Raw genomic sequence first — 23,660 nt, forward strand, 5'->3', positions numbered from 1 at the left:
CCGGAAGGACAGGGTATGAAGAGCTGGGACCAGCGGATCGACGACGTGTGGGATGACGCCTCGGGCGAGGAGGTCGGCGACGAGACCATCGCACGCATCGACGCACTCGCCGCGGAGCGCGGGGCGGACGATGCGCGAGCGGAGTTCGAGCGCGCGGGGGCGCGGGATTCGGCGGGACGTCCTGCCGAAGCCGTGGTGCTCTACCGTCGCGCGCTCGAGCTCGGTCTCGATGAGGAGCACCGCCCGCAGTGCGTGATCCAGCTGGCGAGCTCCCTGCGCAATCTCGGAGAGTACGACGATGCTCTCGCCGTGATCACGGCGGAGGAGGAGCGCTCGCCCGACGGACCGTATCGGGATGCCGTGGCGACCGTGCACGCGCTCATCCTCGCGAGCGCGGGGCAGCCCGCACGGGGCCTCTCGGTGGCGCTGCTCGCCCTCGTTCCGCACCTGCCGCGCTACCACCGCTCCATGACCGCGTACGCCCACGAGATCGCCGACGCCGACACCTGATATGCCGACGGCGAACACGGCCTGAACGCCGCGTTGTCGCCGGTAGATTCGAAATCACTGAAACACGGAATCAGGAGCTGACATGGCTGCAGAACCCCTCCTCGCGACGAGCGTCTTCGACCGTCTGCTGAAGGACCGCATCATCTGGCTGGGGTCGGAGGTGCGCGACGAGAACGCCAACGAGATCTGTGCGAAGATCCTTCTTCTCGCGGCAGAGGACTCCGAGAAGGACATCTTCCTCTACGTCAACTCGCCCGGTGGCTCGATCACCGCGGGTATGGCGATCTACGACACGATGCAGTTCGTCCCGAACGACATCGTCACCGTCGGCATCGGCATGGCGGCGTCCATGGGGCAGCTGCTGCTGACCGCCGGCACCAAGGGCAAGCGGTACATCACCCCGAACGCCCGTGTGCTGCTGCACCAGCCGCACGGCGGCTTCGGCGGAACATCGAGCGACATCCAGACGCAGGCGCAGCTCATCACCTCGATGAAGAACCGCCTCGCGGAGATCACCGCGGCCCAGACCGGCAAGTCGGTCGAGCAGATCAACGCCGACGGCGACCGTGACCGCTGGTTCACGGCTCAGGAGGCGCTCGAGTACGGCTTCGTCGACCACATCCGCGAATCGGCTTCCGACGTCATCGGCGGCGGCGGCACCGAGCAGGACTCCAAGTAAGCGGAAAGAGAAGGAATCACATGTACACCCCCACCTTCCAGTCCGCTGGCAACCTCCCGTCCAGCCGCTACGTGCTCCCGCAGTTCGAGGAGCGCACGGCCTACGGCTTCAAGCGTCAGGACCCGTACAACAAGCTGTTCGAAGACCGCGTGATCTTCCTCGGCGTACAGGTCGACGACGCGTCCGCCGACGACGTTATGGCGCAGCTCCTCGTCCTGGAGAGCCAGGACTCCGAGCGCGACATCACGATGTACATCAACTCGCCCGGCGGATCCTTCACCGCGATGACGGCGATCTACGACACGATGCAGTATGTTGCGCCGCAGATCCAGACCGTCGTGCTCGGACAGGCGGCGTCCGCCGCGTCCGTGCTGCTCGCGGCCGGTGCCCCCGGCAAGCGTCTGGCTCTGCCGAACGCTCGTGTGCTGATCCACCAGCCGGCGATGGGCGAGGCGGGCCACGGTCAGGCTTCCGACATCGAGATCCAGGCGGCGGAGATCCTCCGCATGCGGACCTGGCTCGAGGAGACCATGGCTCACCACACCAACCGCACCGCCGAGCAGGTCAACCGCGACATCGACCGTGACAACATCCTCTCCGCCGAGCAGGCGAAGGAGTACGGCATCGTCGACCAGGTGCTCACCACGCGCAAGCGCGTCTGAGCTCCGCTCCACTCCGCAGAAGGACGCCGGTCATCAGACCGGCGTCCTTTTGCGCATCCACTCGCGCCCCGGGTGCTCATATGAGCAAACGGGTGCACGAACGCAGATGACCCTCTATCCTGGTGAAGGAAGGAGGATGCCGTGGAAGAAGAGCTGGTCATGGTTCGCGTCGCCGAGCTGTACTACGACGAGGACAAGACTCAGGACGAGATCGGCGCCCTTCTCAAGATCTCCCGCTGGAAGGTCGGCCGCCTGCTCACGCAGGCTCGCGAGCGCGGCATCGTCCGCATCGAGATCGTGCATCCGCGCGCCCGCAGACTCGGCCTCGAGCGCCAGCTCGTGGAGAAGCACGGCCTCGCCGCCGCCATCGTCGTGCCGGCGCCCGAAGGTGATGAGGGCACGCTCGAACGCGTCGCCCAGGCCGCAGCGGACTATCTCACCGCGATGCGTCCCGTTCCCCGCACGCTCGGGGTCAGCTGGGGCCGTACGCTCCGCGCGGTCGCCGAGGCGCTGCCCGACGGCTGGGCCACGGGAGTGACGGTCGTGCAGCTTAACGGGGGAGTGAGCCTCAACCGCCGTTCCGGTGGTGCCGCCGGTCTCGCGGTCACGATCGCCCAGCGGGCATCGGGACATGTGTCTCTGCTGCCGAGCCCGGCGATCCTGGAACGCGTCGAGACCAAGCAGGCGATCGAAGCCGATCGCACGGTCGCCGCGGTGCTCGAGGAGGCTGCGGAGGCGCAGGCCTTCCTCTTCACCGCCGGTCCCTGCGACGCGACATCCGCGCACGTCGAGAACGGCTACCTGACGGCATCCGATGTCGAGGAGCTGGCGCGCCGCGGAGCGGTCGGCGACGTCCTCGGCCGCTACATCGACGCCGACGGCAACATCGTCGACCCCCAGCTCGACGCCCGCACGGTGGGTGTCGAGCTCGACAGACTCCGCGCCGCCACGAGGGCGGTCTTCGTCGCCACGGGTGCGGCGAAGCATGACATCGCGCGCACGGTCGTCACCAGCGGCCTGTGCAGCGTGATCGTGACAGATGAGAACACAGCCAGAGCATTGTTGGAGGAACAATGACGACCAAAGAACTCAGCCGCCGATCGGCGGTGGACGTGCTGGGCGGTGAGCCCGACGATGCGACGCTCCGGCGCTTCCTGCACGGACTCCCCGGCGTGGATGCGGTGGGCCTGGAACAGCGAGCGGCCGGACTCGGCACGCGATCGATCAAGACGACGTCGAAGGCCTGGGCGCTCGACACGATCATCAAACTGATCGACCTCACCACCCTGGAGGGCGCAGACACGCCCGGCAAGGTGCGCTCCCTCGTCGCGAAGGCGAAGAATCCGGATGCGGCAGACCCGACCACGCCGCGCGTCGCCGCGGTGTGCGTGTACGGCGACATGGTCGGCGACGCGGTCACCGCTCTCGGCGACCTGCACGGCGACCCCGACGACGGCCGCATCTCGGTCGCGGCGGTGGCCACGGCGTTCCCCAGCGGTCGCTCATCCCTCGCCATCAAGCTCGCAGACACGGCAGAGGCCGTCGCCGCGGGCGCCGATGAGATCGATATGGTGATCGACCGCGGGGCGTTCCTGTCGGGTCGCTACGGTCTGGTGTTCGACCAGATCGCCCAGGTGAAGGAGGCCTGCCGTCGCGAGGACGGCAGCTATGCCTCGCTCAAAGTGATCCTGGAGACGGGCGAGCTCAACACCTACGACAACATCAAGCGCGCCTCCTGGCTTGGCATCCTCGCGGGCGGCGACTTCATCAAGACCTCCACCGGCAAGGTGCAGCCGGCTGCGACCTTGCCGACCACGCTGCTCATGCTGGAGACCGTGCGCGACTGGCACCGCGGCACCGGGGAGAAGATCGGCGTCAAGCCGGCCGGCGGCATCCGCTCGTCGAAGGACGCGGTGAAGTACCTGGTGACCGTCGCCGAGACCGTCGGTGAGGAATGGCTGCAGCCGCACCTGTTCCGCTTCGGCGCATCGAGCCTCCTCAACGACGTGCTGCTGCAGCGTCAGAAGCTCGCCTCCGGCCACTACTCCGGCCCCGACTACGTCACGATCGACTGAGTGGAACCGAACATGTCATTTCTGGAATACGCCCCCGCGCCGGAGTCGAAGGCCGTCCTGAACCTCAGGGACAGCTACGGCCTGTTCATCGACGGCGAGTTCGTCGACGGATCGGGGAGGAGCTTCACGACCATCTCGCCGTCGGATGAGACCCGCATCGCGGAGATCGCCACCGCGAGCGACGAGGACGTCGACCGTGCCGTCGCCGCCGCACGTCGCGCCTACGACCGGACCTGGTCGAAGATGAGCGGGCGGGACCGCGGCAAGTACCTGTTCCGCATCGCACGTCTGGTGCAGGAGCGCGCCCGCGAGCTCGCGGTCGCCGAGAGCCTCGACAACGGCAAGCCGATCAAGGAGAGCCGCGATGTAGACGTTCCTCTCGTCGCATCCTGGTTCTTCTACTACGCCGGCTGGGCCGACAAGCTCGACTACGCCGGGCTCGGCGCCAACCCGCGCGCGCTCGGCGTCGCAGGCCAGGTCATCCCGTGGAACTTCCCGCTGCTCATGCTCGCGTGGAAGCTCGCCCCTGCGCTGGCTGCGGGGAACACGGTCGTGCTCAAGCCCGCAGAGACCACGCCCCTCACGGCGCTGATCTTCGCGGAGATCCTGCAGCAGGCCGACCTCCCCGCCGGTGTGGTGAACATCATCACCGGAGCCGGTGCGACCGGCGCGGCGCTCGTCCGTCACCCCGACGTCGACAAGGTCGCGTTCACCGGCTCCACCGGAGTCGGTCGCGACATCGCCAAGGCCGTCGCGGGAACCGGCAAGAAGCTCACGCTCGAACTCGGCGGCAAGGCGGCGAACATCGTGTTCGACGATGCGCCGATCGACCAGGCCGTCGAGGGCATCGTCAACGGGATATTCTTCAACCAGGGGCACGTCTGCTGCGCGGGCAGCCGGCTGCTCGTGCAGGAGTCGATCCACGACGAGGTCATCGACAGGCTCAAGAACCGCCTGTCGACGCTGCGCCTGGGCGACCCGCTCGACAAGAACACCGACATCGGCGCGATCAACTCCGCCGCTCAGCTGGCTCGCATCCGCGAGCTCAGCGACATCGGAGAGGCCGAGGGCGCCGAGCGCTGGACCGCGGACTGCGTGATCCCCGAGAAGGGCTTCTGGTTCGCTCCCACGATCTTCACCGGCGTCGAGGCGTCGCACCGGATCGCCCGCGACGAGGTGTTCGGACCAGTGCTCTCGGTGCTCACCTTCCGCACCCCGGCGGAAGCGATCGCCAAGGCCAACAACACCCCCTACGGCCTGTCCGCGGGAATCTGGTCGGACAAGGGGTCGCGCATCCTCGCCGTCGCAGACCGTCTGCGCGCCGGCGTGATCTGGGCCAACACCTTCAACCGCTTCGACCCGTCCAGCCCGTTCGGCGGCTACAAGGAGTCCGGATACGGCCGCGAAGGCGGACGTCAGGGTCTGACCGCCTACCTCCAGGGAGCAGCATCATGAGCAAGCGACTCACCGTGCCCAAGACCTACAAGCTCGCCATCGGCGGAGCGTTCCCGCGGAGCGAGTCCGGACGCACCTACGAGGTGCTCTCCGCGAAGGGGGCGTTCCTCGCGAACGCGGCCAAGGGGTCGCGCAAGGACGCTCGGGATGCCGTCGTCGCCGCGCGCGCCGCGGTGAAGGGCTGGTCCGGTGCGACCGCCTACAACCGCGGTCAGGTGCTCTACCGTGTCGCGGAGGTCCTGGAGGGACGCCGTGCGCAGTTCGTCGACGAGATCGTCGCCCAGGAGGGCGTGTCCGCCGCCGTCGCGGGTGCACAGGTCGATGAAGCCATCGACCTCTGGGTCTGGTACGCGGGCTGGTGCGACAAGTACGCGCAGGTCGCAGGCAACGCGAACCCGGTCGCCGGCCCGTACTTCAACATCTCGGTGCCGGAGCCGACCGGCGTCGTCGCGATCGTCGCGCCGCAGGACTCCGCTCTTCTCGGCCTGGTGTCGGTCGTCGCGCCGGCGCTCGTCGCGGGCAACACGGTCGTCGTGATCGCCAGCGAACGGCATCCGCTCTCCGCGATCAGCCTGGCCGAGGTCCTCGCGACCAGCGACGTGCCAGGGGGCGTCGTGAACGTCCTCACCGGCTCGCCGGCCGAGATCGCGCCGTGGCTCGCCTCCCACCAGGATGTGAACGCACTCGACCTCGCCGGAGCCGGTGACCTGGACTGGGTCGACATGCAGATCGCCGCGGCCGAGACCCTCAAGCGGGTTCTCGCCCCCGGCGCCGTCTCGGCCTCTCCCGAGCGCATCGGGGCCTTCACCGAGGTGAAGACCGTCTGGCACACGAAGAGCATGGTCTGACCCCGCCGAAGCGCTTCGCCGACGCCCCAGCTGACCGTCCACGCCCCACCGGGCCGACGTCGGTCAGGTGGGGCGTCGTCGTTCGGCGGGAGGCGTCGATGCGTGCAGGGGACAATCGTGACCGCGCCAATGCGTCCCGGTGTCCGGTGCAGAGGTTAGGCTCGGATGACGATCTCGGCATCCTGAGGAGGACGCGCATGGCCCGTATCGGTGAAAGCGCTGACCTGTTCAAGTGCTCGTTCTGCGGAAAGAGCCAGAAGCAGGTGCAGCAGCTCATCGCTGGCCCCGGTGTGTACATCTGCGACGAGTGCGTCGAGCTGTGCAACGAGATCATCGAGGAGCGGATGGCGGAGTCCGCCGCCACAGGCACCGCCGACTTCGATCTGCCCAAGCCGCGCGAGATCTTCTCCTTCCTCGAGGAGTACGTGGTCGGGCAGGAGCCCGCGAAGAAGGCTCTCGCCGTCGCGGTCTACAACCACTACAAGCGCATCCGCGCGCACGGCACGCTTCAGACCGCTGAGCAGAAGGCCGAGAGCGTCGAGATCGCCAAGAGCAACATCCTGCTCATCGGCCCGACCGGCTGCGGCAAGACCTATCTCGCGCAGACGCTCGCGAAGCGCCTCAACGTCCCCTTCGCCGTCGCCGATGCGACGGCGCTGACCGAGGCAGGGTACGTCGGAGAAGACGTCGAGAACATCCTGCTCAAGCTCATCCAGGCAGCGGACTACGACGTCAAGCGCGCAGAGACCGGCATCATCTACATCGACGAGGTCGACAAGATCGCCCGCAAGGCCGAGAACCCGTCGATCACGCGCGACGTCTCGGGTGAGGGCGTGCAGCAGGCCCTGCTGAAGATCATCGAGGGCACGGTCGCATCGGTGCCGCCGCAGGGCGGTCGCAAGCACCCGCACCAGGAGTTCCTGCAGATCGACACCTCGAACGTGCTGTTCATCGTCGCCGGCGCCTTCGCAGGCCTGGAGGACATCGTCTCGGCGCGCGTCGGCAAGCACGGCATCGGCTTCGGTGCTCCGCTGCACGACAAGGGCAAGGATCTCGATCTGTTCAGCGAGGTCCTGCCCGAGGACCTGCACAAGTTCGGCCTCATCCCCGAGTTCATCGGCCGTCTTCCCGTGGTGACCTCAGTGTCGCCGCTCGACCAGAGCGCGCTGATCGACATCCTCACCGGTCCGCGCAACGCGCTGGTCAAGCAGTACCAGCGCATGTTCGAGATCGACGGGGTGCAGCTCGAGTTCGAGGAGGACGCGCTCCGCTCGATCGCCGACCTCGCCGTCGAGCGCAAGACCGGCGCTCGTGGTCTCCGTGCCATCCTCGAAGACGTGCTCGGACCGATCATGTTCGAGATCCCCTCGGCCGAAGACGTCGCCAAGGTCATCGTGACCCGCGCTGCGGTCGACGAGGGCGCCCCGCCCACCATCGTGATGGAGCGCAAGCGCAAGAGCGCCTGAGCGTCGAGGCGGTCTCGCCTCGACGGGAGCGTTCGTGCCCTCGTCGTGCTCGTCAGGCGACGGGCAGGATGAGATCCGTGCGCAAGGCGTCGGTCGCCGTGGACGGGTCGGAGACGTACACCTCGATCCAGATGCCCCTCGGATCGAGTCCCTCGGCGCGGGCTCGGTCGGACAGGCCCATCCAGCCGGCGCCGAGCTCGTCGTACGACCCCAGGACGGTCGTCGCGGCCGCCGGACCCGCCGGGAGAGCGGATGCCGTGACCTCGAGACCGTTCACGAGGATGGGCTGCTCGGGTGCGAGAACGACAGGGAAGCCGAGCTCGAGGTCGAACACGCGCATCGGGTCGCCGTAGTACACGGCCACCGCGGGGCCCGCCGGCACCAGGGCGCCCGAGGCGAACAACGACCCCAGTGCCGAGTAGCCCGCGTCGAACACGTCGCGGAGATCCGAGATCGTGATGCCCTCGTGGCGGATCACCGCCAGAGCCACGGCATCCAGTTCGATGCGGTCTATCAGGCCGAACGGGGTCTCGGGGAAGGCGCTCATGGTCTCGACTCTGCCACGAACTCCGCGATCAGCACAGCGTCGGTCCCGTCGGTCCAGTTTCGGTGAGCGCGCAGTCCGAAGCCGTGCGGTGCGAGGGTGGCGGAGATCGCGGGGACGCTCGCGTACGGATCGTGGTCGCTGGGATATGTCCGATTGGTGGACGCCTTCGGGATGCCGCTCCTGTACTCCGAGGAAAAGGTCGCGGTGATGAGACGTCCGCCGGGACGGAGCACACGGTGCCACTCGTCGAGCGCGGCGGGCACGTCGGGGATGATGTGCAGCGCCGTCACGCAGATCGCGATGTCCATAGAGGCCGGTAGCAGGGGCAGCTGCGTCGCCTCCGCCGTGATCCATTCCGCAACCGGCAGCGCGCGCTCAGCCACAGCCAGCATGGACGACGAGATGTCGATCCCGATCAGTCGGATGCCGTCCGCCCGCTGCGCGAGCGCGCGGAGCACGAGCCCCGTGCCGGTGGCGATGTCGAGCACGGTCCGCGCGCCGTCGAGGTCGACGGCATCGGCGACATCTGCAGCCAGTGTCCGATGCATCGTGCTGTCGTCATAGTCCGCCGCGCGTCCGTCGAAGGCGCGGCGGATCAGTTCGATGCGATCAGACATCCAGCCCTCGCCGCTTCAGCAAAGGGGCGATCTCGGCATCGCGACCGCGGAAGTCACGGTACGCCTCCAGGGGGTCCTTCGATCCGCCGACGCCGAGGAGTCGGTCGCGGAAGCGGTCGCCGTTCTCCCGTGTGAGACCGCCGTTCTCGCGGAACCAGTCGACCGTGTCGGCGTCGAGCACCTCGCTCCAGATGTACGAGTAGTAGCCGGCGCTGTATCCGCCGGAGAACACGTGCGCGAAGTACGTCGACGAGTAGCGCGTGGGGACCACCGGGTCGTTCAGGCCGATGTCGGCGAGGGCCGCCGCCTCGAACGCGGCGACGTCGTCGACGTCGGCATCCGCACCCACCCGATGCCACGCCTGATCCAGCCAGGCGGCGGCGAGGTACTCGCTGGTGGCGTGTCCCTGGTCGAAGGTCTCCGTGGCACGGAGCCGGTCGACGATCGCCGGGTCGAGCGGCTCGCCGGTCTCGTGGTGCCGTGCGTAGTTGTCGAGGACCTCCGGCCAGAGGATCCACATCTCGTTGACCTGGCTGGGGAACTCGACGAAGTCGCGGTACACGTTGGTCCCGGAGAAATGGGGGTAGGTCACGACGGCGAACAGCCCGTGCAGCGCATGCCCGAACTCGTGGAACAGCGTCGTCACCTCGTCGAGCGTCAGCAGAGTCGGCTCGCCGTCTCCCGGCTCCGGCACGTTGAGATTGTTGACGACGACCGGGGCGGTGCCGCGCAGACGCGATTGGCTGACGATGGGGTTCATCCACGCTCCACCGCGCTTCGAGTCGCGCGTGTAGAGGTCGAGGACGTACAGCCCGAGCGCGCTGCCGTCGGCGTTGAAGACCTCGAACACCCGCGCACCGCGGTGGTACGCCGTCAGATCGGGCCGCTCCTGGAACGTCACCCCGTACAGCCGCGTGGCGGCGAAGAACACCCCGTCCTGCAGGACCCGCTCCGCCTCGAACCACGGACGAAGCGCGCTGGTGTCGATGTCGTAGGTCGCCGCTCGCACCCGCTCGGTGTAGAACGCCCAGTCGTGCGCCTCGATCTCGAACGGCTCCGGCTCGGTCCCGTCGACGATGGCCTGCAGCGCCGCTCGCTCCGCGCGAGCATTGCGGGCCGACGGCGCAGCGAGCGCGCGCAGCATCCGTTCGACGGCATCGGGGGTCTTCGCCGTCTCGTCCGCGGTGACGTACGCGGCGTGGGACTCGTACCCGAGCAGTGCGGCGCGTTCGGCACGGAGACGCACGATCTCGCGCAGCACGGGGCGGTTGTCGTCGGCGTTGTCGCGCGATGCCCGGCTGCGCGACGCGTCCATGATGCGACGACGGGCGTCGCGATCGCGCAGCTGTGCGAGGTACGGATGCCCGGTGAAGAGGGGGAGGGACACGAGGAGCTTCCCGTCGAGGCCGCGGCTCTGGGCAGCCCGTGCGGCGGCGGAGAGCTCTCCGGCGCTGAGCCCGTCGAGCTCGGACGCGGAGTCGAAGACCACCGCGAGGTCGTTCGTGTCGTTGAGGAGGTTCCGCTCGAACGTGTTGCTCAGGGTGGACAGCTGCTGATTGAGGAGCGTGAGATGCGCCTTGGCCTCGTCGTCGAGCGCCGCCCCGGCGTGGGTCATCTCGCGGAACCGTCGTTCGACCAGGTAGCCCTGCTCCGCGTCCAGGTCGAGGGAGTCCCGCTGCTCGTGCACGAGCCTGACGCGCCAGTACAGGGCGCCGTCGAGGGTGATGGCGTCGGTGTGCGCGGCCATCAGCGGAGCGAGCTGTTCGTCGACGGCCTGGATCTCGGGCGTCGCATCCGCTGAGCTCACCGTGTAGAACGCGTGGGCGACCCTGTCGAGGAGCTCCCCGGAGCGCTCCAGCACCTCGATCGTGTTCTCGAACGTCGGCATGGATCTGACCATCGTGATCCGCGCGACCTCGCCCAGCTGCTCGGCGAACGCCGCCCGGAACGCGGGCAGATAGTGCTCTGGCCTGATGCGGGCGTAGTCGGGGAGGCCGTAGGGGAGCGAAGACGGCTGCAGCAGCGGGTTGGAGGCGTCGGTCATTCCTTGAGCCTAGCCATGACCCGTTCGAGCGCCTCCACGACGATCCGCACCGAGCGCCGGCGCAGGGTCTCCGGACGTGCGAGCACGTCGATGAGTCGGTGCGTGCTCACTCCGAGGAGAGGGAGTCGCACGATGTCCCGGTCGTCGACGCTGCGCGACGTGTAGCGCGGCAGCATCCCCAACACGTCGCCGGCGGCGACGACCGCGGAGACCGCGCCGTAGTCGTTGATGCGATGCCTGATCTCGAGCGCGCGCCCCGCGACGGCGGAGACGGCCCGCAGCACGTCATCGGGGGAGTAGCCGATGCGGCTGGTCACCCACGGCTGCCCCACGACGTCGTCTGGGGTCAGGGAGACGCGGGCTGCGAGGGGGTGGGATGCCGCGACCGCGACGTCGAGGGGCTCGCTGACGAGCGTGAGGCTGCGGATGCCGGCTTTCGGCCAGGGCTCGGAGTGCTCCATGCGGTGAGCGAGCACGAGGTCGTAGCGCGCCGTGAGCGCGGGGAAGTCGCTCTGAGCGACATCCTCATCGGTGAGCTGCACCGTCGGGGCGGCGTCGCTCTCGGACAGCTCGCGCACGAGGGATCCGAACAGGGCCTGACCAGCGCTGTGGAATCCGCTGATGGTGACGACGCCTGTCGGTTCGCTCTCGAACTCGTCCAAGGCGCTGCGTGCAGCGGCCATCGCGTCGATCGCCTCCGTGCCGGCCGCCGCGAGCACCTCTCCGGCCGGAGTGAGGGTGAGACGCCGGCCGTCTCTGCGAGTCAGCGGGGTGCGGACTCCCCGCTGCAGGGCGGAGAGGTGCTGGGATACGGCGGACGGTGTGACGTTCAAGGCTTCGGCCACGGCGGTGACGCTGCCGAGGGCTCCGAGTTCGCGCAGGATCTGCAGCTGGTGGAGTTCCATGTCGTCAGTTTAGTTGTAGCTACATAGATGTTGCAGAAAGTGGCGATTGCTCTACAACGTCGTGTGCGGTGTGATCGAAGCATGAAGGCTTTGTTCAAGGCAGAACGCGCGGCAGGACTCGAGCTGGTGGAGCGCCCCGATCCGGTGGCCGCGGCGGACGAGGTCGTCATCCGCGTGCTCCGCACCGGCATCTGCGGAACCGACCTGCACATCCGCCGCTGGGACGACTGGGCCGCGTCCGCGATCGACGCGCCGCTGATCCCCGGCCACGAGTTCTATGGCGAGGTCGTGGAGGTCGGTCCGCTCGTGCGCGACATCGCCGTCGGCGACCGCGTCTCCGGCGAGGGGCACATCGTGTGCGGAACCTGCCGCAACTGCCGCGCCGGCCGTCGGCAGATGTGCATCCGCACGATCGGCCTCGGACTCCAGCGCGACGGCGCCTTCGCCGAGTATCTCTCCCTACCGGCGACGAACGTCTGGGTGCACCACTCAGACGTGACGCCGGAGCTCGGGGCGATCTTCGATCCGCTCGGCAACGCGGTACACACCGCCCTCACCTTCCCCCTCATCGGAGAGGACGTCCTCGTCACGGGATGCGGCCCGATCGGGCTGATGGCGATCGCCGTGGCACGCCATGCGGGCGCACGCTTCATCGTCGCCACGGATGTCAGCGCTCCTCGCCTCGCGATGGCGCGGCAGATGGGCGCCGACGAGGTGGTCGACGTGTCGAGGAGCGACATCCGCGACGCGCAGCGGGCGCTCGCGATGCGGGAGGGGTTCGACGTCGGCTTCGAGATGAGCGGCGCGGCCACTGCGCTGCCCGCGATGATCGACAACATGAACCATGGCGGCCGCATCGCGATGCTCGGTCTGCCGAGCGCCGGCTTCGACATCGACTGGGGCAAGCTCGTCACCCACATGCTCACGATCAAGGGCATCTACGGTCGCGAGATGTTCGAGACGTGGAACGCGATGGGTGCGATGCTGCAGAGCAGCGCGACCCTGCGCGAGTCGATCGGCCGCGTGATCGCGGAGGTGCTCCCCGCGCGCGACTGGGAGAAGGGTTTCGCCGCCGCGGAGTCGGCGGGAACGGGGAAGATCATCCTCGACTGGACGCAGCTGTAGAGCGAAGGAGTTTGCGATGTACGGGACATTCCAGAACCATGTGACGGCAGAGCTCAGCGGGATCGAGGAGGCGGGGCTCATCAAGCACGAGCGCAGCATCCGCGGACCGCAGAGCGCCGAGATCGTCGCCGACGGTGCAGAGGTGCTGAACTTCTGCGCGAACAACTACCTGGGCCTCGCCGACGACGCCCGCATCCTCGACGCCGCCAAGGGCGCTCTGGACGAGTGGGGGTACGGACTGGCGAGCGTGCGCTTCATCTGCGGCACGCAGGAGCAGCACCTAGAACTCGAACGTCGTCTCGCCGGATTCCTCGGCGCCGACGACGCCATCCTCTACTCCTCGTGCTTCGATGCGAACGGGGGAGTGTTCGAGACGCTGTTCGGCGCCGAGGATGCGATCATCTCGGACGAGCTCAACCACGCATCGATCATCGACGGCATCCGTCTCTCGAAGGCCCGCCGCCTGCGCTACCGCAACCGCGACATGGCCGACCTCGAAGAGCAGCTGAAGGCGGCCGCCGACGCGCGCTTCCGCGTCGTCGTCACGGACGGCGTCTTCTCGATGGACGGCTACATCGCTCCGCTGGCGGAGATCTGCGACCTCGCGGAGCGCTACGACGCCCTCGTCTTCGTCGACGACTCCCATGCCGTCGGCTTCGTGGGCGAGAACGGACGCGGCACCCCTGAGCTGTGCGGCGTCGCGGACAGAGTGGACATCTACACCGGCACGTTCGGCAAGGCGCTGGGCGGCGCGTCAGGGGGCTACGTCGCCTCGCACGCCGACATCGTCGCCCTGCTGCGTCAGCGCTCGCGCCCCTACCTCTTCTCGAACACCCTCGCGCCGGCGATCGTCGCGGGAACCCTCACGGCGCTCGACCTCGTCGAGGGGTCGGCCGATCTCCGTGCTCGACTTCGGGAGAACGCCGCGCTGTTCCGCGAGCGGATGAGCGCGGAGGGCTTCGAGCTGCTGCCGGGGGAGCACCCCATCGTGCCGGTGATGTTCGGGGATGCCGCGCTGACAGCCCGCATCGCGAAGGAGATGCAGGCCAGGGGCGTCTACGTCACGGCGTTCAGCTTCCCGGTCGTCCCGCGGGGTCTTGCGCGGATCCGCGTGCAGCTCTCCGCTGCGCACACGCCGCAGCAGATCGAGCGCTGCGTGGCCGCATTCGTGGCGGCGCGGGCCGCCGTGAACTGACCTGGACGAACTTGCAAAGAAAAGCTTGCAAAGAAGTCTTTGCAATAGTATCTTTGCATACATGACGAACCCCCCGAAGTCCCGCAGCCTCGACCCCGGTGCGCTGAAGGCGCTCGCTCATCCGCTGCGCGTGCGGATCTTCGACCTGCTCAGCGAGAGGGGGCCGCAGACGGCGAGCTCCCTCGCGGCTCTCGTCGGCGAGACGTCCGGTTCGATGAGCTATCACCTGCGGGCGCTGGCCGCGCACGACCTGATCCAAGAGGTCGAGGGGCGTGGCACTGCGCGTGAGCGCTGGTGGGAGAGGCCCAAGGGGCGCATCGATCTGCCGGGTCCCGACGACTCGATGACGCCGTCGAACCGCGCCTCCGCGCAGATCGTCACGGCCGAGTTCTTCCGCCTGCGTCACGAGGCGCTGATGGCGTACCTGAACCGCAACGAGTCCGCAATCCCGGAGGAGTGGCGCGACGTCGGGATCATCATGACGACGTACCTCGACCTGACGGCGGCGCAGATGGAGGAGGTCAAGGCCGAGCTCAGCGCCGTCGTCGATCAGGTCGTCGACCGCTACCGCGGCCAGTCCGGCCCCGACGTCCGGCGCGTGACCCTGCGCGCTGAGCTCTTCGACCTGCCCACGACCACCAGTACGGAGGAATCATGACCAGCGCCGCTCTCCACCTCACCGCGCCGACGCAGGCCGAGCGCCGCCTCCTGCATCTGGCGGAGCACCTCACGGCCTACGTCGAACGCCGCATCGCCGCCAGGGCCGAGCGTCGGGAGATCGCGCTCGACCTGCTCCGCGAGCAGCAGGCCCGGAGACAGGATCCCCGCGCCGTCGAGCACCTCCTCGCCCAGGTCGGTCTTCCTCGGAGGTGACGGAGCCGCGTCGCCGAGAGACACGAAACGCTTCACCCGATGTCAGACATCAGGTGAAGCGTTTCGTCTCGTCGCTGCGCTCCTCGCTCGACGACCGAGCGGTGGCGAGCGGGTGTCAGTCCTCGAAAGGACGCGCCACGACGTCGCCGGACGCGGTCTGCAGCACTTCCCAGCCGGCGTCGAGCTCGGCGATCGCGCGGCCCTCGAGCCACGTGAGGGTCCAGTGGCCGCTTACATCGCGTGATTCGACCTCGGCGATGGCGGGGCGCAGCGCAGCGGGCACCGACGCCGGTGGCTCCGAACCCGTGGCCCACCGCGTGCCGAGCTGCATCACACGGCCTCGACGGGAGCGAGCTCGATCGCGGTGACCGCGAACTCGTCGCCGACGGCGAGCCCGAGCTCCGCGATACGACCCACGGCCGACAGATCGGCGGCGGCGGCCTGAAGCGCCTCGTACTTCTCGGCCGGGGCGGTGATCATGGCGCTCGCGACGGGGGTCTTCTGGGACGCCTTCGCCTCGGTCTTCGCACGACGGATGCTGATCAGGGCCTCGCTGGCCACCGACAGCACCGCGGCGTCTCCCTCGATGCCCAGCGGCTCGGGCCAGGACGCCGTGTGCACGGAGCCCTCCTCGAACCAGGACCACACCTCTTCGGTCGCGAAGGAGAGGATCGGCGCGAGCAGTCGCAGCAGCGTCGACAGAGCAAGGCGCAGCGCGAGGGCCGCGGATGCCTGACCCACGTCGTTCTGGTTGTACGCGCGCTCCTTGACGAGCTCGAGGTAGTCGTCGCAGAAGGTCCAGAAGAAGGCCTCGGTGACTTCGAGGGCCTTGGCCTGGTCGTAGTTCTCGTAGGCCCTCGTCGCCTCGGCGATGACGCCGTCGAGCGCCGTCAGCATGGATGCGTCCAGTGCGTGCGTGACCTGCGCGCCCTCCGGCACGGGGAACGAGAGCACGAACTTCGCCGCGTTCAGCACCTTGATGGCGAGTCGGCGGCCGATCTTCACCTGCGTCGGGTTCTGCGGGTCGAAGGCGGCATCCATGCCCAGTCGGCTCGACGCGGACCAGTAGCGCACGGCATCCGATCCGTGCGTGTCGAGGATGTCGGCGGGCGTCACCACGTTGCCCTTGGACTTCGACATCTTCTTGCGGTCGGGGTCGACGATGAAGCCGCTGATCGCGGCGTTGCGCCACGGCGAGCGGCCGTCTTCGAGGGTCGAGCGCAGCATGGTCGAGAACAGCCAGGTGCGGATGATGTCCTGGCCCTGCGGGCGCAGGTCGAACGGCGCGGTGAGCTCCCAGAGCTCCTCATCGCGCTGCCAGCCGCCGGCGAGCTGCGGGGTGAGCGAGGACGTCGCCCAGGTGTCGAGGATGTCGGCCTCGGCGTCGAAACCACCGGGCACGCCGCGCTGCTCTGCGGTGTACCCCGCCGGTACGTCGGTGGTCGGGTCGATCGGAAGAGCGGAGTGGTCGGGCGTGAGCACGCGGTCGTAGTCGCGGTCGCCGTTCTCGTCGAGCGCGTACCACAGCGGGATCGGCACGCCGAAGAAGCGCTGGCGGGACACGAGCCAGTCGCCGGTGAGACCGCCGACCCAGTTCTCGTAGCGCACGCGCATGAAGTCCGGGTGCCAGGCGAGCTCGGCGCCGTGGCCGATGAGCGCATCGCGCAGCTCGGGGTCGCGGGCGCCGTTGCGGATGTACCACTGCCGGGTCGACACGATCTCGAGGGGGCGGTCCCCCTTCTCGAAGAACTTCACCGCGTGGTTGAAGGGCTTGCCGACCGCGGTCATCGCGCCGGTCTCCTGCAGCTTCTCCACGATGGCCTTGCGCGCGGAGAACACGGTCTTGCCCGCGAGCTCCTCGGCATACCACTGCTGCGCCGCCGCATCCGCCACCGAGGAGGGGGCGTCGGGGAGGAACCGGCCGTCGAGGCCGATGGTCGTCATGTTGGGCAGGTGATCGCCCGACACGGTGCGCAGCTCGCGCCACCACACGATGTCCGTCACGTCGCCGAAGGTGCAGACCATGGCCGCGCCGGTGCCCTTGTCGGCGAGCGCGAGGTGGTGGCCGTGGATCTCGATCTCGGCGCCGAAGAACGGCGTGGTCACCTTCGTGCCGATCAGGTGCTTGTGCGGTCCCTCCGGGTGCGTCACGATCGCGATGCACGCGGGGAGGAGCTCGGGACGGGTGGTCTCGATGGTGATCGAGCCGGAGCCGTCGGAGAACGGGAAGTCGATGGTGTGGTACGCGGCCTGCTGGTCGCGGTCCTCGAGCTCGGCCTGCGCGATCGCCGAGCGGAAGTCGATGTCCCAGAGCGTCGGCGCGAGAGCCTGGTAGGCCTCGCCGCGCTCGATGTTGCGCAGGAAGGCGAGCTGGCTCTGCCGGATCGTGTCGTCGGAGATCGTCCGGTAGGTCTGGGTCCAGTCGACGCTGAGGCCGAGCTGGCGGAACAGCGCCTCGAAGTGCTTCTCGTCCTCGACCGTCAGCCGCTCGCACAGCTCGATGAAGTTGCGGCGGCTGATCGGCAGCTGGTCGGCAGCGCGCGAGGACTTGTTGTCTCCGCCCTCGAACGGCGGGGTGAAGTCGGGGTCGTAGGGGAGCGAGGGGTCGCAGCGCACCCCGTAGTAGTTCTGCACCCGACGCTCGGTGGGGAGGCCGTTGTCGTCCCAGCCCATGGGGTAGAACACGGTCTTGCCGCGCATGCGCTCGAACCGCGCCTTGATGTCGGTGTGCGTGTAGGAGAACACGTGCCCGATGTGCAGGGAGCCGGATGCCGTCGGCGGCGGGGTGTCGATCGAGTAGACGCCGTCACGGCCGGTCTGCGCGGCGCGGATGCGGTCGAACAGGTAGGTGCCCTGCTCCGCCCATGCGTCGTTCCACTTCGCTTCGAGACCTTCGAGTGCGGGCTTGTCGGGAATAGCGGACATGAGAGGTCTCCTCGAGCGATGTATGCGGCACTGTGTGAGCGTGCCTGAGTGTGGATTGTGCCTCCAGTGTACCGACCGCATAACAAGGGGGTCGTACATCGACCCCGTCCAAGAATCCACCGTAGAATCGAAGCATCCCGATCCGTTCTTCCTGAGGAATCGCCATGCCCGCACGCTCCCTGCGTCGCCTCCTGCCCGCCGTGGCACTCGCGGCTGCCTCCGCCCTGGTTCTCAGCGCCTGCACCTCCGCCGGCAGCGGCGACGCCTCCGACGAGATCGTCTGGTCCATCGAGGGAGCCAACCTCTCGGCGGGGCACATGGACCCGCAGGTGAGCCAGCTCGACGTCTCCGGCATGGTGCAGCGCGCCGTGCTCGACTCGCTGGTGTTCCAGGAGGACGACGGCAGCTTTACCCCGTGGCTCGCGACGAAGTGGGAGGTCTCGCCCGACAGCACGGAATACACCTTCACGCTGCGAGACGACGTCACCTTCACCGATGGAGAGAAGTTCGACGCCGCGGCCGTCAAGGCCAACTTCGACCGCATCGTCGACCCGGCGACGAAGTCCGCGCAGGCCGCGAGCATGCTCGGCGCCGACTACTACAAGGGCACCGAGGTCGTCGACGACCACACCGTGAAGGTGTCCTTCACCCAGCCCTACGCCCCCTTCCTCCAGGCGGCGAGCACTCCTCAGCTCGGGTTCTACTCGCCGAAGGTGCTGAAGGAGTCCGCCGACAAGCTCAAGGCGGGCGGTCCGGGGATCACCGTCGGAACCGGGCCGTTCGAGCTCACCGAGTACACGCCCGATCAGGAGATCGTCTACACCCGCAACGACGACTACGCCTGGGGACCGCACGACGCCACGGCGCCGAAGGTCGAGACCCTGCGCGTCGAGATCCAGCCCGAGGCGTCGGTCCGCGCCGGAGTCGTGAAGAGCGGCGAGTCCGACATCGCCAGCAACATGCCGCCGAACCTGGTGAAGGAACTGGGCGATGGCGTCACCGTGGACTCGGTCGAGTACCCTGGTCTGCCGTACTCGCTGTACCTGAACGAGAAGTACGGCGTGTTCGCCGACGAGAAGGTGCGCCAGGCGTTCTCGCGGGGCATCGACATCGACTCCGCCGTCGAGGAGATCTTCTTCGGCCAGTTCCCGCGGGCGTGGAGCATCCTCGGCTCGACGACGCCCGGGTACGACGCATCGCTCGAGGGCACCTGGCCCTACGACGAGGATGCGGCGAACGCACTCCTCGACGAGGCCGGCTGGACGGAGCGCGACGCCGACGGCATCCGCATGAAGGACGGCACGCGCCTCTCGGTGCGCTGGATCGCCTGGACTCCGATCCCCGATGACCGAGCAGCGCTCGCGAACGCCATCCAGTCCGACCTCAAGAAGATCGGCTTCGAGGTCGTCCGGGAGACGCTCGAACCGGGCAAGTACAACGAGCAGTACGGTCCGAAGACCTTCGACCTCACGGACTGGGACTTCTCCGGAGTCGACCCGGACTTCCTGCGCAATCACCTGCACACGGACGGCTTCCAGAACGCCTCGCAGGTCTCCGACCCCGCTCTCGACGCGCTCCTCGAAGAGGCGGTCGCGACGAGCGACCAGAAGAAGCGCGACGAGCTCTACACTCAGGTGCAGCAGTGGAACGCCCAGCATGTCGCCATCGTCCCGCTCTACAGCCCCTCGGCGATCACCGCGGTGGGCGAGCGGGTCGAGGGCCTCGACTACGACCTGTACGGGCGGCCGCTGTTCTACGATGTGAGCGTCGGCTGACGCCCCTCGGCCGCCGAGGGAACGAGACGAGCGCCGTCCCGAGCGAACGGAGCGAGTCGAGGTGACGAGACGGGTGAAGGCCGTGCTGCTCCGCATCGCCGGGATCGTGGCATCGGCCGCCGCCGTGCTCTGGGGTGCCGCCACGCTGGCCTTCCTCGCCTTCCGGGTGATCCCCGGAGATCCCGTCTCGGTCATGCTCGGCCCGCAGGCCCAGGTGAGCGAGGCCGTCAAGGACTCGATCCGCGCAGAACTCGGGCTGGATCGACCGCCGCTGGAGCAGTACGCGAGCTTCATCGGGAGGCTGGCCCGCGGTGATCTGGGCGAGTCGTATCAGCTGCGTCTGCCGGTGACCGAGGTCATCGGCAGACAGCTCGGGGCGACGGTGCAGTTGGCGGCACTCGCGCTGCTGATCGCGATCGTGCTCGCGCTCGCCGTGTCGTTCCTGGTACGCGGGCGGGCCGCGCGCGCCGTCGCGGCCGGAATCGAGCTCGTCGTGCTGTCCTCGCCGGTGTTCTGGATCGGCCTCGTGCTGCTGAGCGTGTTCGCGTTCGGACTGGGATGGTTCCCGGTCTCCGGCACCCGCAATCCCGCCACGATCGTGCTGCCCGCCATCACCCTCGCCCTGCCCGTGGCCGCCCTGCTCAGCCAGGTGCTGCGCGACGGGCTCGTGCAGGCGGAGCGGATGCCGTTCGCCGAGACGGTGCGCGCGCGGGGAGCGAGTCCGCTCCGGTTCACCGCACGGCACGGGCTGCGTCACGGCGCCGCCGGTGCGATCACCCTGGCCGCCTACCTCACCGGCTCCGTGCTGGGCGGGGCGGTGCTCGTGGAGACGGTGTTCGCCCGCCCGGGCCTCGGCCGTGTCACCCTCGCGGCGATCAGCGATCGCGATCTCCCCGTCATCACGGGGATCATCCTGCTCAGCGCCGTGGTGTTCGTGATCGTGAACGTGGTGGTCGAGCTGATCCATCCGCTCATCGACCCGCGTCTGCGCTCCCGATCGGCGGGTGTCCGATGAGGCGCGTTCTGCTGTGGACGGCCGTCGCCATCCTGGCCGTCATCGCGTTCGCGGCGCTGCTGCCCGACGTCCTCGCGACGCACGATCCGCTCCAGACCGACGTGCGCTCCGCGCTGCTGCCCCCGAGCGCCGAGCACCTCTTCGGCACCGACCAGAGCGGGCGGGACGTGTACTCGCGGGTCGTGCACGGAGCCGGGCGGTCCGTGGGCATCGGACTGCTCGCCACCGGCATCGCCCTGGTCGTCGGCCTCGCGATCGGCTCTCTCGCCGGCGTATCGCCCCGCGGTCTCGATATCGCGCTCATGCGGGTGAACGACGTGCTGATGGCCTTCCCGGAGTTCCTCGTCGCCCTCGTCGTGATCGCCGTGCTCGGGCCGGGACCCGTGAACATCGCGATCGCGGTGACGCTCGCCGCTGTTCCCGTCTACGTCCGACTGGCTCGGGTGCAGACCCGTACGCTGCGCCTCGCCGAGCACGTCGAGGCGGCGCGCATCCTCGGCGTCCCTCGCTTCTCGGCGTTCCTGCGGCACGTGGCGCCGGGGGTGCTCGGTTCGCTGAGCGTCCTCGCCACGATCGGCATCGGATCCAGCATCCTCGCCGCCGCAGGGCTCAGCTTCCTCGGGCTCGGCCCTGCCGAGCCGACCCCGGAGTGGGGTCTCATGCTCTCGGGAGGACGCAACGTGCTCGGACAGGCCTGGTGGATCTCGGTGTTCCCCGGGGCGGCCATCACCCTGACCGTCGTCGCTGCGACCGTCGTCGGTCGCATGCTCCGAGCGCGCGCCGACGGGGTGAGGTCATGACGGCCGCGCTGGAGGTGCAGGGGCTGCGCATCGGCTTCGGCGGGCCGGCGGTCGTCGACGGCGTGTCGTTCTCGGTGGCACCGGGGGAGTGCGTCGCGATCGTCGGGGAGTCCGGTGCGGGCAAATCCCTCACGGCGCGGGCGCTGCTCGGGCTGAGCGCGGGGAGCGTGCACGTCGATCGGCTGCTGATCGACGGCGAGGATGCCGCGGGCCTCGGCGAGCGCGCATGGCGACGGCTCAGGGGCGCCCGCATCGCGCTGGTGTCCCAGGATGCGCTGGTGTCGCTCGACCCGCTGCAGAGGATCGGCAGCGAGGTCGCCGAGCCGTTGCGCATCCACGGGCTCGACGCGGCACCCGAGCGCGTGCAGGAGCAGCTGCGCCGAGTGTGGATGCCCGATCCGGAGCGCCGCGCGCGCCAGTACCCGCATGAGCTCTCCGGGGGGCTCCGCCAGAGGGCGCTGATCGCCTCCGCCCTCGCGGCCGGACCGGCTGTGCTCGTGGCGGACGAGCCCACCACGGCGCTGGACGCCACCGTCCAGGCGCGCATCCTCGCGCTGCTGAGGGAGATCGCCGATGCCGGCACCGCTGTGCTGTTCATCAGCCACGACTTCGCCGCGGTCCGCAGACTGGCGGACCGGGTGCTGGTCATGCGCGGGGGCATCGTCGTCGAGGAGGGGAACACGGCGGACGTGCTGGAGAACCCTCGGCACGACTACACGCGCGAGCTGATCGCCGCGACCCGTCACACGCCGAGAGACACGGAAGAGGGAGACCCGACCCCTGTGCTCGTGGGCAGCGGGGTCGCGAAGAGCTTCGGCGGCGTGCCGGCGGTGGTCGATGCGGACTTCGCCGTGCCCGAGGGGCGCACACTCGGCGTGGTGGGGGAGTCGGGATCGGGCAAGACGACGCTCGCTCGCATGATCGTCGGCGTGGAGACTCCGGATGCCGGAGAGCTGCGCTGGCAGGGGGCCCATCGGGTGCAGCTCGTGCATCAGAATCCGCTCGGCGCCTTCGATCCCCGCTGGACGATCGGACGATCGCTGCGGGAGGCGCTCGCCGCTGGCGGGGTGCCCCGTGCGCAGCGCGCGGCGAAGACGGCGGCGCTGATGGCGGAGGTCGACCTCGATCCGGGGCTCGCGGACCGGCGTCCCATGGCGCTGTCCGGCGGTCAGCGGCAGCGGGCGGCGATCGCCCGCGCGCTCGCCGCCGAGCCGGACGTGCTGGTGCTCGACGAGCCGGTCTCCGCCCTCGACCCCTCGGTCCGGGAGCGTGTGCTGCAGCTGCTGGTGCGGCTGCAGCGGACGCGCGGGCTGACCATGATCTTCGTCTCGCACGATCTCGACGTCGTCGGGGCGGTCTGCGACACGGTGCTGGTGATGCAGGACGGGCGGATCGTGGAGCAGGGGCGGGTGCCTGAGGTCTTCGCGGCCCCGCAGGACCCGTTCACGAGGGAGCTGCTGGCGGCGAGCGGTCAGTCCTTGACCTGAATGCCGATGCTCGCGGCGAGGACGGGTGCGAGCTGCTGCACCTGGAAGCCGGAGAGCGTCGTGCCGCGCAGGCTGTTCGCGTCGAGGTAGCTCAGCGCATCGAGGCCGCGGAGATCGACGTCGACGGCGCGCATCCCCCGTGGGTCGACCTCGTCGCTGGACGTGCCGCGAAAGCGCACCCTGGTGAGCTCGGACTGGGGGAGATCGACCGTGCGGATGCTGCAGTCGACGACGTCGACGTCGACAGCCTTGGCGCCGCCGAGGTTCAGGTAGTCCACGCGGAGGTCGCGGAGCTCGAGCTCGTCGATCCTGGCGTCGCTGAGATCCAGGGTGCCGATTCGTCCCCCGGCGATCCGCAGTCGACGGACGCTCGCACCCCGCATGCGGAGGGAGGCGATGCGGACTCCGGTCATCTCGACGTCGAGGAGCGTGGCTCCGGTGAGATCGACGGCATCCGCGTCGGCGACGACGACGCACTGCTCGAGCGACGCGTACGCGAGATCGGCCGGTCCGTCGAGGTCGAGCCGCGCTGCCACGAGGTCGGCGCTGCGTGCGGGGGCGGCGTCGACGTACTCACGGGGCAAGTCGGGGGGAGAGACGCGAGGAGCGGCGGGGGAATCGGACGAACGTGCCATGGTTCGAGGGTAGGGGGTGCCT

23 protein-coding genes are annotated in these 23,660 nt (G+C 68.8%); 16 read left to right on the top strand and 7 right to left on the bottom strand.

Going from position 1 to position 23,660, the window contains the following annotated elements; translation table 11 throughout:
* The first annotated feature begins 15 nt into the window (after window positions 1-15).
* From MRBLWH10_RS05445 to clpX, 8 genes are all read left to right on the top strand, one after another.
* Window positions 16-510 carry a tetratricopeptide repeat protein gene (locus MRBLWH10_RS05445; protein ID WP_341941917.1) on the top strand — a complete coding sequence of 165 codons (495 nt, stop codon included), beginning with the start codon at window positions 16-18 and terminating at the stop codon, window positions 508-510.
* Between the two features lie 82 nt (window positions 511-592).
* Window positions 593-1,189, top strand: a complete 597-nt coding sequence (locus tag MRBLWH10_RS05450; protein ID WP_105674431.1) for an ATP-dependent Clp protease proteolytic subunit — start codon at window positions 593-595, stop codon at window positions 1,187-1,189.
* 20 nt (window positions 1,190-1,209) lie between these two features.
* The gene (locus MRBLWH10_RS05455; RefSeq protein WP_105674433.1) at window positions 1,210-1,851 is read left to right on the top strand and encodes an ATP-dependent Clp protease proteolytic subunit; all 642 of its coding nucleotides are present in this window, start codon (window positions 1,210-1,212) and stop codon (window positions 1,849-1,851) included.
* Between the two features lie 141 nt (window positions 1,852-1,992).
* Window positions 1,993-2,928 carry a sugar-binding domain-containing protein gene (locus tag MRBLWH10_RS05460; RefSeq protein ID WP_105674435.1) on the top strand — a complete coding sequence of 312 codons (936 nt, stop codon included), beginning with the start codon at window positions 1,993-1,995 and terminating at the stop codon, window positions 2,926-2,928.
* Window positions 2,925-3,926 carry a deoxyribose-phosphate aldolase gene (gene deoC, locus MRBLWH10_RS05465; RefSeq protein ID WP_341941918.1) on the top strand — a complete coding sequence of 334 codons (1,002 nt, stop codon included), beginning with the start codon at window positions 2,925-2,927 and terminating at the stop codon, window positions 3,924-3,926. The genes MRBLWH10_RS05460 and deoC overlap by 4 nt, the downstream gene beginning before the upstream one ends.
* A 12-nt stretch (window positions 3,927-3,938) precedes the next feature.
* A complete protein-coding gene (locus MRBLWH10_RS05470) occupies window positions 3,939-5,381 on the top strand; it encodes an aldehyde dehydrogenase family protein (RefSeq protein ID WP_341941919.1) in 1,443 nt (480 codons plus the stop codon).
* Window positions 5,378-6,229: an aldehyde dehydrogenase family protein gene (locus MRBLWH10_RS05475; RefSeq protein ID WP_341941920.1), complete on the top strand. Its 852-nt coding sequence runs from the start codon at window positions 5,378-5,380 to the stop codon at window positions 6,227-6,229. Before MRBLWH10_RS05470 ends, MRBLWH10_RS05475 begins: the two co-directional genes overlap by 4 nt.
* A gap of 197 nt (window positions 6,230-6,426) precedes the next feature.
* A complete protein-coding gene (clpX, locus tag MRBLWH10_RS05480; protein ID WP_105674442.1) occupies window positions 6,427-7,695 on the top strand; it encodes an ATP-dependent Clp protease ATP-binding subunit ClpX in 1,269 nt (422 codons plus the stop codon).
* A 52-nt stretch (window positions 7,696-7,747) separates the two neighbouring features.
* On the opposite strand, the gene MRBLWH10_RS05485 is transcribed toward clpX, so the two are convergent.
* Genes MRBLWH10_RS05485 through MRBLWH10_RS05500 form a run of 4 tightly spaced genes read right to left on the bottom strand, consistent with a single transcriptional unit; the run spans window position 7,748 to window position 11,808 of the window.
* Entirely contained in the window at window positions 7,748-8,242 is a 495-nt protein-coding gene (locus MRBLWH10_RS05485; protein ID WP_341941921.1) for a GyrI-like domain-containing protein, read from the bottom strand.
* Window positions 8,239-8,859, bottom strand: a complete 621-nt coding sequence (locus tag MRBLWH10_RS05490) for a methyltransferase domain-containing protein (protein WP_341941922.1) — start codon at window positions 8,857-8,859, stop codon at window positions 8,239-8,241. Before MRBLWH10_RS05490 ends, MRBLWH10_RS05485 begins: the two co-directional genes overlap by 4 nt.
* Window positions 8,852-10,903, bottom strand: coding sequence for a M3 family metallopeptidase (locus tag MRBLWH10_RS05495; protein ID WP_341941923.1), 2,052 nt, complete (start codon window positions 10,901-10,903; stop codon window positions 8,852-8,854). The genes MRBLWH10_RS05490 and MRBLWH10_RS05495 overlap by 8 nt, the downstream gene beginning before the upstream one ends.
* Entirely contained in the window at window positions 10,900-11,808 is a 909-nt protein-coding gene (locus MRBLWH10_RS05500) for a LysR family transcriptional regulator (RefSeq protein WP_341941924.1), read from the bottom strand. The genes MRBLWH10_RS05495 and MRBLWH10_RS05500 overlap by 4 nt, the downstream gene beginning before the upstream one ends.
* Window positions 11,809-11,889: 81 nt before the next feature.
* Between MRBLWH10_RS05500 and tdh the strand changes: the two genes are divergently transcribed.
* From tdh to MRBLWH10_RS05520, 4 genes are all read left to right on the top strand, one after another.
* Entirely contained in the window at window positions 11,890-12,933 is a 1,044-nt protein-coding gene (tdh, locus tag MRBLWH10_RS05505) for an L-threonine 3-dehydrogenase (protein ID WP_341941925.1), read from the top strand.
* A gap of 16 nt (window positions 12,934-12,949) precedes the next feature.
* Window positions 12,950-14,128: a glycine C-acetyltransferase gene (locus tag MRBLWH10_RS05510; protein WP_341941926.1), complete on the top strand. Its 1,179-nt coding sequence runs from the start codon at window positions 12,950-12,952 to the stop codon at window positions 14,126-14,128.
* A gap of 61 nt (window positions 14,129-14,189) precedes the next feature.
* Complete coding sequence (locus MRBLWH10_RS05515) at window positions 14,190-14,786, top strand: helix-turn-helix domain-containing protein (protein ID WP_341941927.1); 597 nt, start codon at window positions 14,190-14,192, stop codon at window positions 14,784-14,786.
* Window positions 14,783-15,001 carry a hypothetical protein gene (locus tag MRBLWH10_RS05520; protein ID WP_105674455.1) on the top strand — a complete coding sequence of 73 codons (219 nt, stop codon included), beginning with the start codon at window positions 14,783-14,785 and terminating at the stop codon, window positions 14,999-15,001. Before MRBLWH10_RS05515 ends, MRBLWH10_RS05520 begins: the two co-directional genes overlap by 4 nt.
* Window positions 15,002-15,116: 115 nt before the next feature.
* Here the strand turns inward: MRBLWH10_RS05520 and MRBLWH10_RS05525 are convergent, their stop codons facing one another.
* Window positions 15,117-15,332, bottom strand: a complete 216-nt coding sequence (locus MRBLWH10_RS05525; protein ID WP_341941928.1) for a hypothetical protein — start codon at window positions 15,330-15,332, stop codon at window positions 15,117-15,119.
* A complete protein-coding gene (gene valS, locus MRBLWH10_RS05530; protein WP_341941929.1) occupies window positions 15,332-17,926 on the bottom strand; it encodes a valine--tRNA ligase in 2,595 nt (864 codons plus the stop codon). Before valS ends, MRBLWH10_RS05525 begins: the two co-directional genes overlap by 1 nt.
* A 164-nt stretch (window positions 17,927-18,090) precedes the next feature.
* On the opposite strand from valS, the gene MRBLWH10_RS05535 reads away from it, so the two are divergent.
* The 4 genes from MRBLWH10_RS05535 to MRBLWH10_RS05550 all read left to right on the top strand — a co-directional run bounded on the left by MRBLWH10_RS05535 (window position 18,091) and on the right by MRBLWH10_RS05550 (window position 23,003).
* On the top strand, window positions 18,091-19,701 hold the full coding sequence (locus tag MRBLWH10_RS05535) for an ABC transporter substrate-binding protein (RefSeq protein WP_341941930.1): 1,611 nt from the start codon (window positions 18,091-18,093) through the stop codon (window positions 19,699-19,701).
* Window positions 19,702-19,762: 61 nt separating this feature from the next.
* Window positions 19,763-20,716 (top strand): ABC transporter permease, encoded by a 954-nt coding sequence (locus tag MRBLWH10_RS05540; RefSeq protein WP_341941931.1) that lies wholly within the window; start codon window positions 19,763-19,765, stop codon window positions 20,714-20,716.
* Complete coding sequence (locus MRBLWH10_RS05545) at window positions 20,713-21,516, top strand: ABC transporter permease (RefSeq protein ID WP_341941932.1); 804 nt, start codon at window positions 20,713-20,715, stop codon at window positions 21,514-21,516. Before MRBLWH10_RS05540 ends, MRBLWH10_RS05545 begins: the two co-directional genes overlap by 4 nt.
* Window positions 21,513-23,003, top strand: a complete 1,491-nt coding sequence (locus tag MRBLWH10_RS05550) for an ABC transporter ATP-binding protein (RefSeq protein ID WP_341941933.1) — start codon at window positions 21,513-21,515, stop codon at window positions 23,001-23,003. The genes MRBLWH10_RS05545 and MRBLWH10_RS05550 overlap by 4 nt, the downstream gene beginning before the upstream one ends.
* Here the strand turns inward: MRBLWH10_RS05550 and MRBLWH10_RS05555 are convergent.
* Window positions 22,988-23,638 (bottom strand): pentapeptide repeat-containing protein, encoded by a 651-nt coding sequence (locus MRBLWH10_RS05555; RefSeq protein WP_105674552.1) that lies wholly within the window; start codon window positions 23,636-23,638, stop codon window positions 22,988-22,990. The genes MRBLWH10_RS05550 and MRBLWH10_RS05555 overlap by 16 nt on opposite strands.
* Window positions 23,639-23,660 lie beyond the last annotated feature (22 nt).

The organism is Microbacterium sp. LWH10-1.2 (genome assembly GCF_038397765.1).
In the GTDB taxonomy this organism is placed as follows: domain Bacteria; phylum Actinomycetota; class Actinomycetes; order Actinomycetales; family Microbacteriaceae; genus Microbacterium; species Microbacterium natoriense.

What these genes read in the sequence shown, in the direction of transcription:
- MRBLWH10_RS05445 (WP_341941917.1), top strand. Translation starts at nt 16, where the DNA reads ATGAAGAGCTGGGACCAGCGGATCGACGACGTGTGGGATGACGCCTCG.
- MRBLWH10_RS05450 (WP_105674431.1), top strand. Translation starts at nt 593, where the DNA reads ATGGCTGCAGAACCCCTCCTCGCGACGAGCGTCTTCGACCGTCTGCTG.
- MRBLWH10_RS05455 (WP_105674433.1), top strand. Translation starts at nt 1,210, where the DNA reads ATGTACACCCCCACCTTCCAGTCCGCTGGCAACCTCCCGTCCAGCCGC.
- deoC (WP_341941918.1), top strand. Translation starts at nt 2,925, where the DNA reads ATGACGACCAAAGAACTCAGCCGCCGATCGGCGGTGGACGTGCTGGGC.
- MRBLWH10_RS05470 (WP_341941919.1), top strand. Translation starts at nt 3,939, where the DNA reads ATGTCATTTCTGGAATACGCCCCCGCGCCGGAGTCGAAGGCCGTCCTG.
- MRBLWH10_RS05475 (WP_341941920.1), top strand. Translation starts at nt 5,378, where the DNA reads ATGAGCAAGCGACTCACCGTGCCCAAGACCTACAAGCTCGCCATCGGC.
- clpX (WP_105674442.1), top strand. Translation starts at nt 6,427, where the DNA reads ATGGCCCGTATCGGTGAAAGCGCTGACCTGTTCAAGTGCTCGTTCTGC.
- MRBLWH10_RS05485 (WP_341941921.1), bottom strand. Translation starts at nt 8,242, where the DNA reads ATGAGCGCCTTCCCCGAGACCCCGTTCGGCCTGATAGACCGCATCGAA.
- MRBLWH10_RS05490 (WP_341941922.1), bottom strand. Translation starts at nt 8,859, where the DNA reads ATGTCTGATCGCATCGAACTGATCCGCCGCGCCTTCGACGGACGCGCG.
- MRBLWH10_RS05495 (WP_341941923.1), bottom strand. Translation starts at nt 10,903, where the DNA reads ATGACCGACGCCTCCAACCCGCTGCTGCAGCCGTCTTCGCTCCCCTAC.
- MRBLWH10_RS05500 (WP_341941924.1), bottom strand. Translation starts at nt 11,808, where the DNA reads ATGGAACTCCACCAGCTGCAGATCCTGCGCGAACTCGGAGCCCTCGGC.
- tdh (WP_341941925.1), top strand. Translation starts at nt 11,890, where the DNA reads ATGAAGGCTTTGTTCAAGGCAGAACGCGCGGCAGGACTCGAGCTGGTG.
- MRBLWH10_RS05510 (WP_341941926.1), top strand. Translation starts at nt 12,950, where the DNA reads ATGTACGGGACATTCCAGAACCATGTGACGGCAGAGCTCAGCGGGATC.
- MRBLWH10_RS05515 (WP_341941927.1), top strand. Translation starts at nt 14,190, where the DNA reads ATGACGAACCCCCCGAAGTCCCGCAGCCTCGACCCCGGTGCGCTGAAG.
- MRBLWH10_RS05520 (WP_105674455.1), top strand. Translation starts at nt 14,783, where the DNA reads ATGACCAGCGCCGCTCTCCACCTCACCGCGCCGACGCAGGCCGAGCGC.
- MRBLWH10_RS05525 (WP_341941928.1), bottom strand. Translation starts at nt 15,332, where the DNA reads ATGCAGCTCGGCACGCGGTGGGCCACGGGTTCGGAGCCACCGGCGTCG.
- valS (WP_341941929.1), bottom strand. Translation starts at nt 17,926, where the DNA reads ATGTCCGCTATTCCCGACAAGCCCGCACTCGAAGGTCTCGAAGCGAAG.
- MRBLWH10_RS05535 (WP_341941930.1), top strand. Translation starts at nt 18,091, where the DNA reads ATGCCCGCACGCTCCCTGCGTCGCCTCCTGCCCGCCGTGGCACTCGCG.
- MRBLWH10_RS05545 (WP_341941932.1), top strand. Translation starts at nt 20,713, where the DNA reads ATGAGGCGCGTTCTGCTGTGGACGGCCGTCGCCATCCTGGCCGTCATC.
- MRBLWH10_RS05550 (WP_341941933.1), top strand. Translation starts at nt 21,513, where the DNA reads ATGACGGCCGCGCTGGAGGTGCAGGGGCTGCGCATCGGCTTCGGCGGG.
- MRBLWH10_RS05555 (WP_105674552.1), bottom strand. Translation starts at nt 23,638, where the DNA reads ATGGCACGTTCGTCCGATTCCCCCGCCGCTCCTCGCGTCTCTCCCCCC.